The following is a 16,659-nucleotide window of genomic DNA, read 5'->3' on the forward strand; positions in this document are numbered from 1 at the left end:
CCCGGATTTCCGACCTCCTACGCGCGATTCCGCTTCCCATCGCACACGTTGTGGGTCAGAAGCGCCGGGTCACAAGCGCAGAAGCGCCGGGTCAGAAGCGCTAGGAACTCAGTGCCCGGGACGAGCGGGGCGCCGGCCGATGCTCCGGTGTGCGTCGTCGTGCGCTGCGTCGACGTCGGCCTTCCCGCGGTCGGCGATGTTCCGGAGCCACTGCGGCCCGTGCGTCTTCGCCCAGTCCCAGAAGCGGTGCAGCTGCGCCTTGAGCCACGTGATGATCTTGTGGAAGAAGTGGAACTCGCTCGCCAGGATCGTCAGTCCGATGAACACCACGAGCCACCCGGGCCCGGGCAACGGCACGAGGATCAGCCCGATGATGACGACCAGCCCGCCGACGATGCCCACGACGACCTTGTAGAAGACGTGCAGGTGTGGGCGGGCGTGGATCCACTCGCGGGCCTGGTGGAACCAGCGGAAGCGGTGCCGCAGCGCGGACTCACCGGAGTCCGCTTCCGCGGGTCGGTGGTTCGGGTCGCCGTCCATGCCGAAACGGTAGGGCGCGCGGCTGGGAATCCGCGGCGCGCGCGGTGCACGGACGCCCGGCAATCGGACGGGAGGCTCGTCATGCGTGCGCGACGCAGGTCGCGGCCCACGGGACTGCCGCCAGTCGTGCCTCCGGGATCGGTTCGCCACCGACGGCGCACGTCCCGTAGGTCCCCTTGTCCAGCCGCGCGAGCGCTGCGTCGACCTGTTCGATGCGGCGCCGTGCGTCGTCGCGGACCGCGCCGAGCGACCCTCGCTCCCACGCCAACGTCGCTCCTTCGGGATCGTGCTCGTCGTCCGTGTTCGCACCGTCGCGGGCGTCGCTGACGTCGCGCATGCTCCGCTCGACGTCGGCGATGAGCTTCGTCGTCCTCGCTCGCTCCGCGCTCAGCGCCGCACGTGGATCGTCCATGCCCTCCGAACCTAGTCCGACGGAATGGGCGACCTCTCGAATGCGTTCGCATGGACATGACCAAGATCGGGTTCCTGTCGTTCGGACACTGGCGTGACGTCCCCGGATCGAAGGTGCGCAGCGGCCGCGAGGCACTCGTGCAGGCGATCGACCTCGCGGTGGCGGCGGAGGAAGCGGGCGTCGACGGCGCGTACTTCCGCGTGCACCACTTCGCCCCGCAGCAGGCCGCGCCGTTCCCGCTGCTCTCCGCCATCGCCGCGAAGACGAGCCGCATCGAGATCGGCACCGGGGTGATCGACATGCGCTACGAGAACCCGCTCTACATGGCGGAGGAGGCGGCAGCGACCGACCTGATCTCCGGCGGGCGACTGCAGCTCGGCGTCTCGCGGGGATCACCTGAGACCGCTCAGGCCGGTTACCAGCAGTTCGGGTACGTGCCCGACGCCTCGGATCCGAACGGCGCCGACCTCGCCCGTGCGCACACGAGCGTGTTCCGCCGCGCGATCGCCGGCGAGCCGATGGCGAACGCGAACCCGCAGGTGACGGGTGCCGCGGGGTCGTTGCCGGTCTTCCCGCTGTCCGACACGCTCCCCGACCGCATCTGGTGGGGTGCCGGAACCCGCGCCACCGCCGAGTGGACCGCCGAGCAGGGCATGAACCTGATGTCGTCGACGCTCTTGACCGAGGACACCGGCGTGCCGTTCGACGAGCTGCAGGCCGAGCAGATCGAGCGCTTCCGGCGGGTCTGGGCCGAGTCGGGCTGGGACCGTGAGCCCCGGGTCTCCGTGTCGCGCAGCATCATCCCGATCATCGACGACGAGTCCCGGCACTACTTCGGCGTGCGCGCGCAGGTCGAGGGAGCCGACCAGGTCGGGTACCTCGATGGTGGGCTCGCTCGCTTCGGGCGGTCCTACATCGGGTCTCCGGAGTCCCTCGTCGAGGAGCTCGCGGCGGACCAGGCGGTCCGCGCTGCCGACACCGTGCTCGTCACCGTGCCGAACCAGCTCGGCGTGGACTTCAACGCCCGGCTCCTCGAAGCGGTGAAGGACGTCTTCGCCGAGGTGGACGCCGCGCCGGCGCGGGCGTAGACGTCCCCCTTCCTGCCGACACCCGGGTTGGGACTGGGGAGCGCGCACGGCGGCACGTAGCGTCGGAGCGCACCATCCCCCGTTCTCAGGAGCACCTCGTGACGCTGCCGGCCGCTGGCTGGTTCCCGGACCCCCGGGATGCCGGTCGTCTCCGTTGGTGGGACGGCCACGCCTGGGGTGAGGCGACGCGTGCGGTTCCTACTCGCCACGTCGAGCCGGTGCTGCCGATCGTGGTGGCGCCCACGGGCCCGGCCTTCTCGGTGCGGACCGGCACCGTCGAACACCGTGCGTGGGCGTACGGCGCGGGCACGTCCCGGAAGCTCTGCGCGTTCGCGATCTCCGCGGTGCTGCTCGCCGTCGCGTCCCTGCTGCTGAACCCCTACGGCGTCCTCAGCGTGCCCGCTGTGGTCGCGGGCGCCATCGGGATCGTCCGCCCCGGTGCGACGGGCCGGTGGCGGGTCCTCGCTCGGAGCCTGGCGGCGTCAGCGCTGGTCCTCGCCGTCGCGACGGGCATCATCGCCGCCGACGTCCACTTCCCGTTGGCCTGATCCCGCGCCGTCCCTCTCCCGCGCTCCTGCTCCGGCTCCCCCGCGCTCCCCTTTCTCCCGCGCTCCCCCTCTCCCTCGCTTCCCCGCGATCGAGTGCGCAGAAGATGGGGGATGTCTGACCCGCGGAGCCCCTTTTCCGCGCACTCGATCGGCCGACGCGACGCGCACCGCCACGACCGCGCCGCCGTCGGCGTCCCCTCAGCGCCGGGCCCGCGGGTGCGACGTCTGGTACACGTCGCGGAGCATGTCCGCCGTGACCATCGTGTAGATCTGCGTCGTCGCCACGCTCGCGTGCCCGAGGAGCTCCTGCACCACCCGGACGTCCGCGCCACCCTCGAGCAGGTGCGTCGCGAACGAGTGCCGGAACGTGTGCGGCGACACGTGGGCGGACAGGTCTGCCCGGTCGGCCGCGGCCTGGATCACGAGCCACGCGCTCTGCCGTGACAGCCGTGCCCCGCGGGCCCCGAGGAAGAGCGCCGGCGTCGACGGCCCCCGCGTGGCGAAGACCGGTCGCGCACGAACCAGGTACGCATCGATCGCGGCCCGCGCGTAGCTGCCGAGCGGCACGATCCGCTGCTTGTTCCCCTTGCCGGTGACCTTCACGACGGACACACCGGTCCCGTCCGGGTCGTCGGTCACGTCGTCGACCGAGAGCCCGACGGCCTCGGAGATGCGCGCCCCGGTGGCGTACAGGAGTTCCAGGAGCGCCCGGTCGCGCAACTGTACGGGATCGTCACCGTCGACGGCCTGCAGCAGCCGGTCCATGTCGTCGACCGAGATCGCCTTCGGGAGCCGCATCGGGGCCTTGGGCGGACGGACGGACGCGCCGGGGTCGAGTGGCATCCATCCCTCCCCAGCGGCGAACGTCGCGAAGGACCGCACAGAACTGAGCATGCGGGCGACGGACCGTGGCGCCAGCGGTGATGCTGCTCGCGTGGCCAGATGCGAAACGAACCCCGCGAGATCCGCTCGCGTCAGTCGAGCGACGTCGTCGACGACCGACGCACCCCCGGCCCGGTCGGCGCCCTCGGAGTCGACCACCGGCTGGGTGCCGACCCACGTGGCGAACGTCACGAGGTCCCGCCGGTACGCCGACAGCGTGTGCTGCGACAGGCCCCGCTCGATCGCAACGTGCCGCAGGTACGTCTCGGTGGCGGCAGCGAGCGAGACCATCCCCGAAGGCTACCGGCGCGACGCCGCGTCCACGGCGAGCGCCGCCACGATGAGCGCCGAGTTCCGCAGTCGCCCCTCCAGGATCCCCGCGACGATCTCCGACCGCGGCACCCAGCGCTTCACGATGTCCGCTTCCTCGTCGGAGCGATCGAACGCCGACGCCGTCGCTCGGACACCGCGTGCCCGGTATATCTGGATGAACTCGTTGCTGCCGCCAGCAGAGGTGTTGTACCGCACCAGGGGTTCCCAGTCGTCGGCCTCGACGTCGGCTTCCTCGGCGAGCTCCCGCTGCGCGGCGACGAGCTCGTCCTCACCGGAGATGTCGAGCAGCCCGGCCGGCAGCTCCCAGTCGCGCAGGTGCACGGGGTGACGGTACTGCTGGATGACGAGCACGCGGCCCTCGTCGTCCTCGGCGTAGACCGCGACGGCCCCGGTGTGGTCGATGTACTCACGCACCATGCTGCCGTCGCCGTACGCCACGGTGTCACGCCGGACGTCCCAGACGGCGCCGTCGTACACGAGGGTCGAGTCGGTCACGTCGAAGGATGCTGGCTCGTCGGAGATGAGTGCGTCGGTCACCCGTCCATCCAACCAGCGTCCGCCATCACCGCCGGACGAAACCAGGTTCCGTGCTCGACGCCCGGCCACAGACGGGAGGCACGGTGCCAGCTGGCACCCCTCCCTCGCAGGCTCGGTCGGCGCGCCCCGCGTGCCGCTGGCGCGTCACTGCTGAGCGGGACGCGCCCGTCCGATCGTGGGTGCGTTACGACGCGACCTGCTCGCTCTCCGGGTCGAAGAGCCGGGTCGACTCGTTGCGCGCGATCGCCGCCTCGACGAGCCCCGCGAACAGCGGGTGCGCGTCGTTCGGACGCGACCGCAGCTCCGGGTGCGCCTGCGTGCCGATGTAGAACGGGTGCTGCGCACGGTCCAGCTCGACGTACTCGACCAGGTTGCCGTCGGGCGAGGTGCCCGAGAACACCAGGCCGGCGTCCGCGATCTGCTGGCGGTACTTGTTGTTCACCTCGTAGCGGTGACGGTGCCGCTCGGACGCTTCCGGCGCGCCGTACAGCGACTCCGCGAGCGACCCGGACGTAAACGTCGCCGGGTAGAGGCCCAGCCGCATCGTGCCGCCCATGTCGCCGCCGGCGATGATGTCCACCTGCTCCGCCATCGTCGCGATGACCGGGGTCGGGGTCTCCGGGTCGAACTCGGAGCTCGACGCGTCGTGCAGGCCGGCCTCGTGTCGGGCGTACTCGATGACCATGCACTGCAGGCCGAGGCACAGGCCGAGCGTGGGGATGTGGTTCTCGCGCGCGAACTTCAGCGCACCGAGCTTGCCCTCGATGCCGCGCACGCCGAACCCGCCGGGGACGCAGATGCCGTCGACGTCGCCGAGCTGCTTCGCCGCGCCCTCTGGCGTGGTGCAGTCGTCCGAGACGACCCACTTCAGCGTGACCTTCGCGTTGTGCGCGAAGCCACCGGCACGGAGCGCCTCGGTGACGGACAGGTACGCGTCCGGCAGGTCGATGTACTTGCCGACCAGGGCGATGGTGACGTCCTTCTTCGGCTCGTGCACGGCGCGGAGCACCGGGTTCCACGAGGTCCAGTCGACCTCGTTCGCCTCGAGGTGCAGTGCGTCGACGATGACCCGGTCGAGCCCCTGCGTGTTGAGGAGCGTTGGGAGGTCGTAGATCGACGGGACGTCGACCGCGTTCACCACGGCGTCCTCGTCGACGTCGCACATCAGCGCGATCTTGCGCTTGTTCGAGTCCGAGACGGGCCGGTCGCTGCGGAGCACGAGTGCGTCGGGCTGGATGCCGATCGAGCGGAGCGCGGCGACGGAGTGCTGCGTCGGCTTGGTCTTCTGCTCACCCGATGCGTTCATGAACGGCACGAGCGAGACGTGCACGAAGAACACGTTGTTGCGGCCGAGCTCGTGCCGCACCTGGCGCGCCGACTCGATGAAGGGCTGGGACTCGATGTCGCCGACCGTGCCGCCGACCTCGGTGATGATGACGTCGGGCTGCGGGTCGTTCGATGCCTGCTCGCGCATCCGGCGCTTGATCTCGTCGGTGATGTGCGGGATCACCTGCACGGTGTCGCCGAGGTACTCGCCGCGACGCTCCTTGGCGATGACCGTCGAGTAGACCTGCCCGGTCGTGACGTTGGCCGACTGCGACAGGTTGATGTCGAGGAAGCGCTCGTAGTGCCCGATGTCGAGGTCCGTCTCGGCGCCGTCGTCGGTCACGAAGACCTCGCCGTGCTGGAACGGGTTCATCGTGCCCGGGTCCACGTTGAGGTACGGGTCGAGCTTCTGCATGACGACCTTGAGGCCGCGTGCCGTGAGCAGGTTGCCGAGGCTGGCCGCCGTCAGGCCCTTGCCGAGAGACGAGACGACCCCGCCGGTCACGAAGATCTGCTTCGTCACCTTCGGGGTCGGGGAGCTTGCCTGGGTACCGCTGCTGAAAGTGTCCGCCACGGGGTTCCATCGTACGTCAGAACTGCCGGGAGACGCGACCCGCGTTCGCCTGGCGCGTGTCGCCCGGGCGCGTGGCCGGGTTCACGGCCCGGCTCGCGCCCGCCACTGCGGCGTGCGTCCGTCAGGCGGACTGGGCGGCGACGTCGAGCAGCTCGCGCGCGTGCTCCATGCCGCTCGCGCTGTCGCCGAGCCCGGAGAGCAGACGAGCCATCTCCTGCAGCCGCTCGTCCCCCTCGAGCCGCCGGACGCTCGACGACGTCACCGCGCCACTGGCGTCCTTCACGACGTTGAGGTGGTTCGTCGCGAACGCCGCGACCTGGGCCAGGTGCGTGACGACGATGACCTGCGTGCGCTCGGCGAGCTTCGCCAGGCGCCGACCGATCTCGATCGCCGCGGCACCACCGACCCCGGCGTCGACCTCGTCGAACACGAACGTGGGAACCGTCGTCGACCCGGCCATGACGACCTCGATCGCGAGCATGACGCGGGAGAGCTCGCCGCCCGACGCCCCCTTGCCGATCGGCCGCGGGTCCGTCCCAGAGTGCGGCTGCAGCAGGATCGCGACCTGATCGCGTCCGTGCCGCCGGTACTCGCCGGCGTCGGTGACCTCGACCACGAGCGTCGCGCCGGCCATCGCGAGGGTCTTCAGCTCCGTCGTCACCCGCTTCGCGAGGTCTGCTGCCGCCTTCGTGCGTGCCTGGGTCAGGGTCGTCGCCGCATGTTCGAGCGCCTGCTCGTCCTGCGCGACCGCTTCCTGCAGGGCGACGATCCGGTCGTCGTCGCCGTCGAGCTCGAGGAGCCGATCGCTCGCTCGCTGGCCGAACGCGATGACGTCGTCGATCGTCTCGCCGTACTTGCGCGTGAGCCCGGCGAGGAGTGCTCGGCGCTCGTTGATGAGCTCGAGGTCGTGCCCCGCGTCGGGTTCGAGCGAACCGAGGTAGCTCGACAGGCTGGCGGATGCCTCGCTCGCCTGGATGCCCAGCTCCGTGAGCTGTTCGAGCACCGGCTGCAGCGTGCTGTCCGCGCCGGCCACCCGCTCGACTGCACGGCGAGCGGCCTCGACCAGGCCGATGACGTCGGTGCCGTCGAGAGATTCGGACGAGATGGCTTCGTGTGCGAGGCCCGCGGACAGGCGCAGTTCCTCGAGGTTCCCGAGGCGGTCCGAACGCTCCTGGAGCTCGGCGTCCTCGCCGGGCTGCGGATCCGCCGCCTCGATCTCGTCGGAGGCCTCGCGCAGACGAGCGGCTTCGGCCAACCGGTCGTCCTGGTCGCGCGTGAGCGTCTCGAGGTCGGCGGCGTGCTGCTGCCACGTGTCGTACGCGGCGACGTACCTGCCGAGGGCCTTCTCGACCGCCGCGCCACCGAAGCCGTCCAGGGCGGCGCGCTGCGCGGTCGACGAGGTCAGGCGGATCTGGTCGGACTGCCCGTGCACCGTGACGAGTTGGTCCGCGAGTTCACCGAGCACCGCGACCGGTGCCCCGCGTCCGCCGACCGTGGCGCGGCTGCGCCCCTCGGCCGAGACCGTGCGGGTCAGGATCAGCTCGCCGTCCTCGACCGCTCCCCCGGCGTCCTCGACGCGCTCCGCGACGGTGGCGTGGTCCGGGATGTCCCAGCGGCCCTCGACGACGGCGCTCGACGCACCCCGACGGACCGAGCCCGCGTCCGCCCGCGCGCCGAGCAGCAGCCCGAGTGCCGTGACGATCATCGTCTTGCCGGCACCGGTCTCACCCGTGACGACGGTGAACCCGGGGCCGAGCTCGAGGGTCGCGTCACCGATGACCCCGAGGTCGTTGATGGAGATCTCCTGGATCACAGGCGGTCCTCGTCGTCGTGCTGCGGCCCGCGCCACCCGGCGACTGGCAACTGGAACTTCGCCACCAGGCGGTCCGTGAACGGGGCGTCCTTGAGCCGTGCGACCCGGACCGGTTCCGGCGACCGGCTGACCTCGATGCGCGCTCCAGGGGGGAGGTCGTGGGTGCGTCGGCCGTCGCACCAGAGCACGCCGACGCCGCTCGTCCGCCGGAGCACCTCGACGGCGAGCACGCAGTCGGGTCCGACGACGATCGGCTTCGAGAAGAGCGCATGGGCGCTCAGCGGCACCATGATGAGCGCGTCAACGTCCGGCCAGACGATCGGACCGCCGCCGGAGAAGGAGTACGCCGTCGAACCGGTCGGCGTGGAGATGACGACGCCGTCGCAGCCGAACGAGGACAGCGGACGCCCGTCCACCTCGGTGACGACCTCGAGCATGCGCTCGCGGGAGGCCTTCTCGATGGTGGCCTCGTTCAGGGCCCACGACGAGTAGACGACCTCGTGCCCGACGACGACGTCGACCTGCAGGGCCACGCGTTCCTCGACGTGGTACTCGCCGGACAGGGCGCGCTCGACCGTCTCGGAGAGGCCGTCCCGCTCACTCTCGGCGAGGAACCCGACGTGGCCGAGGTTCACACCGACGAGGGGCGTGCCGGTCCCGCGCACGAGCTCGGCCGCGCGGAGGATCGTGCCGTCGCCGCCGAGGACGATGACGATCTCGAGGTCCTGGGCCTGCACGTCGACACCGAGGATGTCGACCTGGCCGACGGACGCTTCGGCACGGCGGATGTCGGCGTACTCGTCGAAGGGCATCACCGGGACGAGACCGGCCGCGTGCAGGAGGTCGCAGACCTCGACCGCGGCGTCGATCGAGTCGCGCCGACCCGTGTGCGACACGAGCAGGATGTGCCGTTCGTCGCTCATGGGGTTCCTTCCGCCAGTTCCGTCGCCCGGTCGATCCATTCTGTCGGATTCGACCCTGCGCCCCGCTGGAGACGCGCGAGGTACTCGTGGTTGCCGTGGGTGCCGATGATCGGGGACGCTGCGAGCCCCGAGGTCCCGAGACCGAGGTCCCACGCCGCCCACAGGACGTTCATCAGTGCGTCGTTCCGGAGGTCGGCGTCGTGCACGATGCCTTCACGGACACCGCCACGGCCGACCTCGAACTGCGGCTTCACCAGCAGGACGAACTCGTCAGCGGGCACGGATGCGACGAGTGCCGGGAGCACGATCCGGAGGCTGATGAACGACAGGTCCCCGACCACGAGGCTGGTCTGCGACGCGGAGGCATCGAGCGCCAGGTAGTCGTCAGCGGTGAGGTTCCGCGCGTTCAACCCTTCGACCACGGCGACGCGGTCGTCCATCGCGACGACGGGGTCGAGCTGTCCGTGCCCGACGTCGAGCGCCACCACCCGGCGGGCACCGCGGGCGAGGAGCACCTGCGTGAACCCACCCGTGCTCGCACCCACGTCGAGCGCCACACGACCGCTCGGGTCGACGCCGAACGTGTCGAGCGCTCCGACGAGCTTCAGTGCAGCGCGGGAGACCCACTCGTCCCCGGCGTCCACCACGATCGCGGCTTCCGGGAGCACCGGGGTCGACGGCTTGACGACCGCAGTGCCGTCGACGCTGACACGGCCGCCCTGGATGAGCTTGGCGGCGGCGGTCCGGGACCTGGCGAGCCCACGAGCGGCCACGGTCGCGTCCAGGCGCGCTGGAACGGACACGGTCTGGGTCGACACGTCGGGGTCAGGCACTCGCGGTGCCACCACTCTCGAGCCGCGTGCGCAGCTCGTCGTGCAGGCCGGAGAAGGCATCGGCGCGATCCGGCAGTGGGAGGTCCTCAGCCGCACGTGCACGGCGCGCGACGTCGGTCACGGACGGCTGCTCCTGCTCGTCGTGCTGTGGTTCCCCGGAGTCGTTCGACACGACATCCACGCTACTCGCCGCCGTAGAGCTGGGGGTCGACGTCGAGCCCGTAGATCGCCAACCCGGAGTCCCAGATCGCGGTCGCGCCGGCGCGCAGCAGGTCCATGGGGTCCGCTCCTGCCCGCTCCACCCGGACCACGTGCTGGCGCATCCGGACGGTGGCGTCACCGACGCTCACGAACCGGGTGCCGTCCTCGGCTTCGTGCCGGTGGGTCATCGGGTAGGGCTCCGAGAGCCCACGGAGGTCCTGGAGGACGAACGTCGGACGCGAGCGCTGATCAGCCGCGAGCACCTGCTTCGCCTGGTCGATGCCGGTGAGCACGAGCACGCTCGGGATGCCGGCGTCGTTCGCACCCTTGATGTCGGTGTCGAGTCGATCCCCGATGAACAGTGGACGCTCGCCACCGAACCGGGCGAGGGCGGCGTCGAAGATCGGTCGCTCGGGCTTGCCGGCGACGACCGGCATCCGTCCGACGGCCTGGTGGACCGCTGCCACGAGCGTGCCGTTGCCGGGAGCGATGCCCCGTTCGACCGGGATCGACCAGTCCATGTTCGTCGCGACCCATGGGATCTCCGGGTCCGCGAGCGCGAAGGATGCCTCTGCCAGCTGCTGCCACCCGAGGTCGGGCGAGAAGCCCTGGATGACGGCCGCCGGGGAGTCCTCGGCGCTCGACGTCACGGTGAACCCGGCCTGCTCGACGATGCTCGTCAGTCCGATGCCGCCGATCACGAGGACCGTGGAGCCCTCGGGGACGAGCGTCGACAGGAGCCGGACACCGGCCTGTGAGCTCGTGACGACGTCGTCGGGCGTGACCTCGAGCCCGTAGCGCTCGAGGTGCTCGGCGACGTCGGACGGCCGACGGGAGGCGTTGTTCGTGATGTACCCGACCCGAGCCGTGAGCGACGCCCGCGTCAGCGACTCGACCGCGTGCGGGATCGCGTTCCGCCCGCGGTAGACGACGCCGTCGAGGTCGGTGAGGACCAGGTCGACACCGTCCGTCGGTGGACGCGGGGTGTCAGTCGGCTGCGGAGCCGTCGACGTCGCGGGGGTTGTCGTCGTCGATCTCCCCGAGGTCGTCGTCGGGCTCGTCCGCTGCGGGCTCGTCGAGGGGCTCGAGCTGGTCGGGCTCTCCGGGCTCGTCGTCGACGGGTCCATCGAGTCGCTCGGGCTCGTCTCCGAGTTCTTCGACTTCGAACGCTTCCTCGACCACATCAACTGTCTCCCAAGAGTCTTCATCGGCGGCTTCCGCGAGGGCCTCCGCCGCGCGGTCGACACGGGCCCACCACTCGTCGGCCTCGTCCTGGCGGCCGAGCTCCTCGAGCGTGGCCGCGTAAGCACTGTAGAGCGCGGGCGACCAGCTGTACGCCGTCGACGGGTCGAGCTGTGGAATCTCCAGCTCGCCGAGGGCAGCTGTGGGATTCCCGAGGTCGATCCGCGCGCCGGACATGGCGATCGCGAGCTCGACCTGGACGCCCGGCTCGAGCGACGCACGGTCCGTCGAACGGCCCAGCTCCAGCGCACGCTCTGGACGGCCGAGGCCACGCTCGCAGTCGACCATCATCGGCAGCTGGTCGTTGCGTCCGGAGATCCGACGGTACGTCCGCAGCTCGCGCAGCGCCGTGCCGAAGTCACCGAGTCGGTAGGCCGTGATCGCAGCGGTCTCACGGACCACCGCCACACGACCGGCACGGCGCGCCGCACTCAGCGCGTGCTGGTTCGCGAGCTCGGGATCCTCGTCCACGAGCAGCGCCGCAGTCACGAGGTGCCGCGCAACCCAGTCGGCGTTGTCCTTGCTGAGGGTCTTCAGCTCCGCGCGGGCCTGCGGGTGGAGGTCACGCGCCTGCACGTCCTCGGGGATCTCCGGGTCCTCGTGGCGCGGGCGGATCGACTTCGTGCCGTACGGGTCGCGGTCCTCGAAGTCGTCGCGCGCTGCTTCGCCGAAACGGGCGCCCGGACCACGGGTGCCGTCGCCGAAGCGTCGACGCTCGTCGCCCCCGCGGCCGCCGAACTGTCCGCGCTCGGGACGGTCCCCGTCGCGGCGGGGACGATCCGAGTTGAACGGACGGTCTCCGTCACGACGAGGACGATCGCTGCCGCCACGGAACGGCCGGTCGCCGTCACGGCGGGGACGGTCGGAGTTGAACGGACGATCCCCGTCACGACGAGGACGATCCGAGTTGAACGGACGATCCCCGTCACGACGCGGACGGTCGGAGTTGTAGGGACGATCCCCGTCACGACGCGGACGATCGGAGTTGAACGGACGATCCCCGTCACGACGCGGACGGTCGGAGTTGTAGGGACGATCCCCGTCACGACGCGGACGATCGGAGTTGAACGGACGGTCGCCGTCACGACGCGGCCGGTCGCTGCCGCCACGGAAGGGACGGTCACCGTCACGGCGGGGACGATCGGAGTTGAACGGGCGATCCCCGTCACGACGCGGACGATCCGAGTTGAACGGACGATCCCCGTCACGACGCGGACGATCCGAGTTGAACGGACGATCCCCGTCACGACGCGGACGATCCGAGTTGAACGGGCGATCCCCGTCACGACGCGGACGATCCGAGTTGAACGGGCGATCCCCGTCCCGGCGAGGACGATCGCTGCCGCCACGGAACGGCCGATCCCCATCCCGACGAGGACGATCCGAGTTGAACGGACGATCCCCACGGGGTCCACCGGTACGCGGCGGTCGCTCCGAGGAGTCGCGGTCGCCCCGCCACGCCGGACGATCGGAACGCTGACCACCATCGCGGAAGCCACGACCGCTCGTGCTGTCGCGCGGTCCCCGATCGCCACGGAAGGGGCGGTCACCATCGCGCTGCGGGCGATCACGCCGGTCACCTTCACGGCGCTCGAACTCACGGGGCCCGGACGACCATCCGCCGCGGCTGCCACCGCGGTCGTCACGGCGAGGAGCGCCATCGCGACGCGGGGATCGGTCACCGTCTCGGGGCGGGCGTCCGCCACGCTCGTCGTCGCGGTCGTTCCGCCGTTCGTCGTCGTTCGCCACCGTTGTGCTCCTCGTTGCGTGCCGGAGCTCTCGCGCCGGCTGTCGTCCGCTGTGTCGTTGTGGTTGTGCGCCGTCCCTGGCCTCGAGCGACCCCAGTCCATCACGAACCGGGCCCGGCGTCGAGCCGTCGAGTGCACGGCAAAAACAGAAATGGCCACCGGCCTCCACGAGAACGAGGGTCTCCCCTGCGAGTTCTCGATGGAGGGCCGATGGCCACATCTTCTTACGTTGAGTCCGGCGGCGTCCTACTCTCCCACAAGGTCCCCCTTGCAGTACCATCGGCGCTGAGAGGCTTAGCTTCCGGGTTCGGAATGTGACCGGGCGTTTCCCTCTCGCTATGACCACCGGAACACTGTCGACCATGATCTGGTCTCAACATGTTCCTTCAAGCCGTTGCTGAAGTATTCAGTTGATTCCCGATCGTCTGTCGGGAACCACAAAGTGGACGCGAGCCCCAACACCGAAGTGTCGGGAAATAGTTGTGTTGTCAAGTCTTCGGCTTATTAGTACCGGTCAGCTCCACGGGTCGTTAGTCCCCGCTTCCACATCCGGCCTATCAACCCAGTAGTCTGCTGGGAGCCTCTCACACTCAAGGTGCATGGAAATCTCATCTCGAAGACGGCTTCCCGCTTAGATGCTTTCAGCGGTTATCCGGTCCGAACGTAGCTAATCAGCGGTGCCCTTGGCAGAACAACTGACACACCAGAGGTTCGTCCATCCCGGTCCTCTCGTACTAGGGATAGATCTTCTCAAATTTCCAACGCGCGCAGCGGATAGGGACCGAACTGTCTCACGACGTTCTAAACCCAGCTCGCGTACCGCTTTAATGGGCGAACAGCCCAACCCTTGGGACCTACTCCAGCCCCAGGATGCGACGAGCCGACATCGAGGTGCCAAACCATGCCGTCGATATGGACTCTTGGGCAAGATCAGCCTGTTATCCCCGAGGTACCTTTTATCCGTTGAGCGACAGCGCTTCCACAAGCCACTGCCGGATCACTAGTCCCGACTTTCGTCCCTGCTCGACCTGTCAGTCTCACAGTCAAGCTCCCTTGTGCACTTACACTCGCCACCTGATTGCCAACCAGGTTGAGGGAACCTTTGGGCGCCTCCGTTACTCTTTGGGAGGCAACCGCCCCAGTTAAACTACCCATCAGGCACTGTCCATGAACCCGATCAGGGTCCTACGTTAGACATCCAAAGTGACCAGAGTGGTATTTCAACAATGACTCCACGAACACTAGCGTGCCCGCTTCACAGTCTCCCACCTATCCTACACAAGCCACTCCGAACACCAATACCAAACTGTAGTAAAGGTCACGGGGTCTTTCCGTCCTGCTGCGCGTAACGAGCATCTTTACTCGTAGTGCAATTTCGCCGAGTTCGCGGTTGAGACAGCTGGGAAGTCGTTACGCCATTCGTGCAGGTCGGAACTTACCCGACAAGGAATTTCGCTACCTTAGGATGGTTATAGTTACCACCGCCGTTTACTGGGGCTTAAATTCAGAGCTTCGGTCGAAACCTAACCCCTCCTCTTAACCTTCCAGCACCGGGCAGGCGTCAGTCCGTATACATCGTCTTGCGACTTCGCACGGACCTGTGTTTTTAGTAAACAGTCGCTTCCCACTGGTCTCTGCGGCCTTCAACGCTCACGGAGTAAATCCGGTCACGTGTCCGGCCCCCCTTCTCCCGAAGTTACGGGGGCATTTTGCCGAGTTCCTTAACCACGATTCTCTCGATCTCCTTGGTATTCTCTACCTGACCACCTGAGTCGGTTTCGGGTACGGGCGGCTGCAACCTCGCGTCGATGCTTTTCTCGGCAGCATAGGATCACTGATTTCCCCTAACGGGTACGCGTCGGATCTCAGGCACACAGACGACGGATTTGCCTATCGTCAGCCCTACATCCTTACACCAGGTTCACCTTACGGATACCATCGCCTGGCTCAGCTACCTTCCTGCGTCACACCTGTTCATACGCTAACCGCACCAGCATGGGGTCGAGCGTTAGACCGCACCGCTTCACCCCGAAGGGATCCGCTGGATACGGGTTAGGACTCTTAGCACCACTGGATTAGCTTGGGCGGTTGTTCGCCGGTACGGGAATATCAACCCGTTGTCCATCGACTACGCCTGTCGGCCTCGCCTTAGGTCCCGACTTACCCAGGGCGGATTAACCTGGCCCTGGAACCCTTGGTCTTTCGGAGGACGGGTTTCTCACCCGTCTTTCGCTACTCATGCCTGCATTCTCACTCGTGTGGCGTCCACGGCTGGATTACTCCGCCGCTTCACTCGCCACACGACGCTCTCCTACCACTCCGCACGACTGAACCACGAAGGCTTGTCTAACATGCGAAATCTACAACTTCGGCGGTGTGCTTGAGCCCCGTTACATTGTCGGCGCGGAATCACTTGACCAGTGAGCTATTACGCACTCTTTCAAGGGTGGCTGCTTCTAAGCCAACCTCCTGGTTGTCTATGCAACTCCACATCCTTTCCCACTTAGCACACGCTTAGGGGCCTTAGTTGGTAGTCTGGGTTGTTTCCCTCTCGACGATGAAGCTTATCCCCCACCGTCTCACTGCTGCGCTCTCACTCACCGGCATTCGGAGTTTGGCTGACGTCAGTAACCTGTTGAGGCCCATCGGCCATCCAGTAGCTCTACCTCCGGCGAGAAACACGCAACGCTGCACCTAAATGCATTTCGGAGAGAACCAGCTATCACGAAGTTTGATTGGCCTTTCACCCCTATCCACAGCTCATCCCCTCCATTTTCAACTGAAGTGGGTTCGGTCCTCCACGACGTCTTACCGTCGCTTCAACCTGGCCATGGATAGATCACTTCGCTTCGGGTCTAGGACATGCGACTGAATCGCCCTATTCAGACTCGCTTTCGCTACGGCTGCCCCACACGGGTTAACCTCGCCACATATCACTAACTCGCAGGCTCATTCTTCAAAAGGCACGCCGTCACCCCTACAAGGAGGCTCCGACGGTTTGTAAGCAAACGGTTTCAGGTACTATTTCACTCCCCTCCCGGGGTACTTTTCACCTTTCCCTCACGGTACTTGTCCGCTATCGGTCATCTGGGAGTATTTAGGCTTATCAGGTGGTCCTGACAGATTCACACGGGATTTCTCGGGCCCCGTGCTACTTGGGATACACATCCGGCCATAACACCATTTCGTCTACGGGGCTGGCACCCACTACGGCCCGGCTTTCAAACCGGTTCGACTATGATGCGCTGTAACCGCCCCAGTCCGGCAGAACTGAGTGACGTGTCCCACAACCCCGACCATGCAACGCCCGCCGGCTATCACACATGATCGGTTTAGCCTCATCCGCTTTCGCTCGCCACTACTCACGGAATCACATGTTGTTTTCTCTTCCTGTGGGTACTGAGATGTTTCACTTCCCCACGTTCCCTCTACCCGCCCTATATATTCAGGCGGGAGTCACCAGGTCGACAAGTCGCCTGGCGGGGTTTCCCCATTCGGAAATCCTCGGCTCACAGCTCGATTATCAGCTCCCCGAGGCTTATCGCAGATTTCTACGTCCTTCTTCGGCTCCAGATGCCAAGGCATCCACCGTTTGCTCTTAGAAACTTGACCACAAAGATTAAAATTGCGATCGACTCGACAACACGACCACCCAGAGG

Annotated in this window: 14 protein-coding genes and 2 rRNA genes; 2 read left to right on the plus strand and 14 right to left on the minus strand. The window is 67.6% G+C overall.

The annotated features are described in order from the left end of the window. Window positions 1-108: 108 nt before the first annotated feature. Entirely contained in the window at window positions 109-540 is a 432-nt protein-coding gene (locus tag QK288_RS18475) for a TIGR02611 family protein (RefSeq protein ID WP_281265731.1), read from the minus strand. Window positions 541-619: 79 nt separating this feature from the next. After that, entirely contained in the window at window positions 620-952 is a 333-nt protein-coding gene (locus QK288_RS18480) for a TraR/DksA C4-type zinc finger protein (protein WP_281265732.1), read from the minus strand. Window positions 953-1,002: 50 nt separating this feature from the next. Between QK288_RS18480 and QK288_RS18485 the strand changes: the two genes are divergently transcribed. Both QK288_RS18485 and QK288_RS18490 read left to right on the plus strand, forming a co-directional pair. Then, window positions 1,003-2,040 carry an LLM class flavin-dependent oxidoreductase gene (locus tag QK288_RS18485; RefSeq protein ID WP_281265733.1) on the plus strand — a complete coding sequence of 346 codons (1,038 nt, stop codon included), beginning with the start codon at window positions 1,003-1,005 and terminating at the stop codon, window positions 2,038-2,040. A gap of 230 nt (window positions 2,041-2,270) precedes the next feature. Continuing rightward, window positions 2,271-2,588: a hypothetical protein gene (locus QK288_RS18490; protein ID WP_281265734.1), complete on the plus strand. Its 318-nt coding sequence runs from the start codon at window positions 2,271-2,273 to the stop codon at window positions 2,586-2,588. A 198-nt stretch (window positions 2,589-2,786) separates the two neighbouring features. Here the strand turns inward: QK288_RS18490 and QK288_RS18495 are convergent, their stop codons facing one another. The 12 genes from QK288_RS18495 to QK288_RS18550 form a co-directional block, all read right to left on the minus strand. Beyond that, complete coding sequence (locus QK288_RS18495) at window positions 2,787-3,761, minus strand: site-specific tyrosine recombinase XerD (RefSeq protein ID WP_281265735.1); 975 nt, start codon at window positions 3,759-3,761, stop codon at window positions 2,787-2,789. 9 nt (window positions 3,762-3,770) lie between these two features. Further along, entirely contained in the window at window positions 3,771-4,340 is a 570-nt protein-coding gene (locus QK288_RS18500) for an NUDIX hydrolase (protein WP_281265736.1), read from the minus strand. A 184-nt stretch (window positions 4,341-4,524) separates the two neighbouring features. Further along, on the minus strand, window positions 4,525-6,240 hold the full coding sequence (locus tag QK288_RS18505; RefSeq protein ID WP_281265737.1) for a CTP synthase: 1,716 nt from the start codon (window positions 6,238-6,240) through the stop codon (window positions 4,525-4,527). A gap of 121 nt (window positions 6,241-6,361) precedes the next feature. Next, window positions 6,362-8,053, minus strand: coding sequence for a DNA repair protein RecN (gene recN / locus QK288_RS18510; protein ID WP_281265738.1), 1,692 nt, complete (start codon window positions 8,051-8,053; stop codon window positions 6,362-6,364). Beyond that, window positions 8,050-8,976, minus strand: coding sequence for an NAD kinase (locus QK288_RS18515; protein ID WP_281265739.1), 927 nt, complete (start codon window positions 8,974-8,976; stop codon window positions 8,050-8,052). The genes recN and QK288_RS18515 overlap by 4 nt, the downstream gene beginning before the upstream one ends. Beyond that, a complete protein-coding gene (locus QK288_RS18520) occupies window positions 8,973-9,809 on the minus strand; it encodes a TlyA family RNA methyltransferase (protein WP_281265740.1) in 837 nt (278 codons plus the stop codon). Before QK288_RS18520 ends, QK288_RS18515 begins: the two co-directional genes overlap by 4 nt. After that, a complete protein-coding gene (locus QK288_RS18525) occupies window positions 9,802-9,981 on the minus strand; it encodes a hypothetical protein (RefSeq protein ID WP_281265741.1) in 180 nt (59 codons plus the stop codon). Before QK288_RS18525 ends, QK288_RS18520 begins: the two co-directional genes overlap by 8 nt. Window positions 9,982-9,991: 10 nt before the next feature. Next, complete coding sequence (locus QK288_RS18530; RefSeq protein ID WP_281267630.1) at window positions 9,992-10,966, minus strand: HAD-IIA family hydrolase; 975 nt, start codon at window positions 10,964-10,966, stop codon at window positions 9,992-9,994. A 31-nt stretch (window positions 10,967-10,997) separates the two neighbouring features. Continuing rightward, window positions 10,998-11,828, minus strand: a complete 831-nt coding sequence (locus QK288_RS18535) for a hypothetical protein (protein WP_281265742.1) — start codon at window positions 11,826-11,828, stop codon at window positions 10,998-11,000. Beyond that, on the minus strand, window positions 11,786-12,958 hold the full coding sequence (locus QK288_RS18540) for a hypothetical protein (RefSeq protein ID WP_281265743.1): 1,173 nt from the start codon (window positions 12,956-12,958) through the stop codon (window positions 11,786-11,788). Before QK288_RS18540 ends, QK288_RS18535 begins: the two co-directional genes overlap by 43 nt. Window positions 12,959-13,233: 275 nt before the next feature. Continuing rightward, a 5S ribosomal RNA gene (gene rrf / locus QK288_RS18545) occupies window positions 13,234-13,350 on the minus strand. A 134-nt stretch (window positions 13,351-13,484) separates the two neighbouring features. Continuing rightward, a 23S ribosomal RNA gene (locus QK288_RS18550) occupies window positions 13,485-16,612 on the minus strand. Window positions 16,613-16,659: the final 47 nt, after the last annotated feature.

The organism is Curtobacterium sp. 9128 (assembly GCF_900086645.1).
Lineage (GTDB): Bacteria > Actinomycetota > Actinomycetes > Actinomycetales > Microbacteriaceae > Curtobacterium.

Coding starts and splice junctions, on each gene's coding strand:
- QK288_RS18475 (WP_281265731.1), bottom strand. CDS start 540: ATGGACGGCGACCCGAACCACCGACCCGCGGAAGCGGACTCCGGTGAG.
- QK288_RS18480 (WP_281265732.1), bottom strand. CDS start 952: ATGGACGATCCACGTGCGGCGCTGAGCGCGGAGCGAGCGAGGACGACG.
- QK288_RS18485 (WP_281265733.1), top strand. CDS start 1,003: ATGGACATGACCAAGATCGGGTTCCTGTCGTTCGGACACTGGCGTGAC.
- QK288_RS18495 (WP_281265735.1), bottom strand. CDS start 3,761: ATGGTCTCGCTCGCTGCCGCCACCGAGACGTACCTGCGGCACGTTGCG.
- QK288_RS18515 (WP_281265739.1), bottom strand. CDS start 8,976: ATGAGCGACGAACGGCACATCCTGCTCGTGTCGCACACGGGTCGGCGC.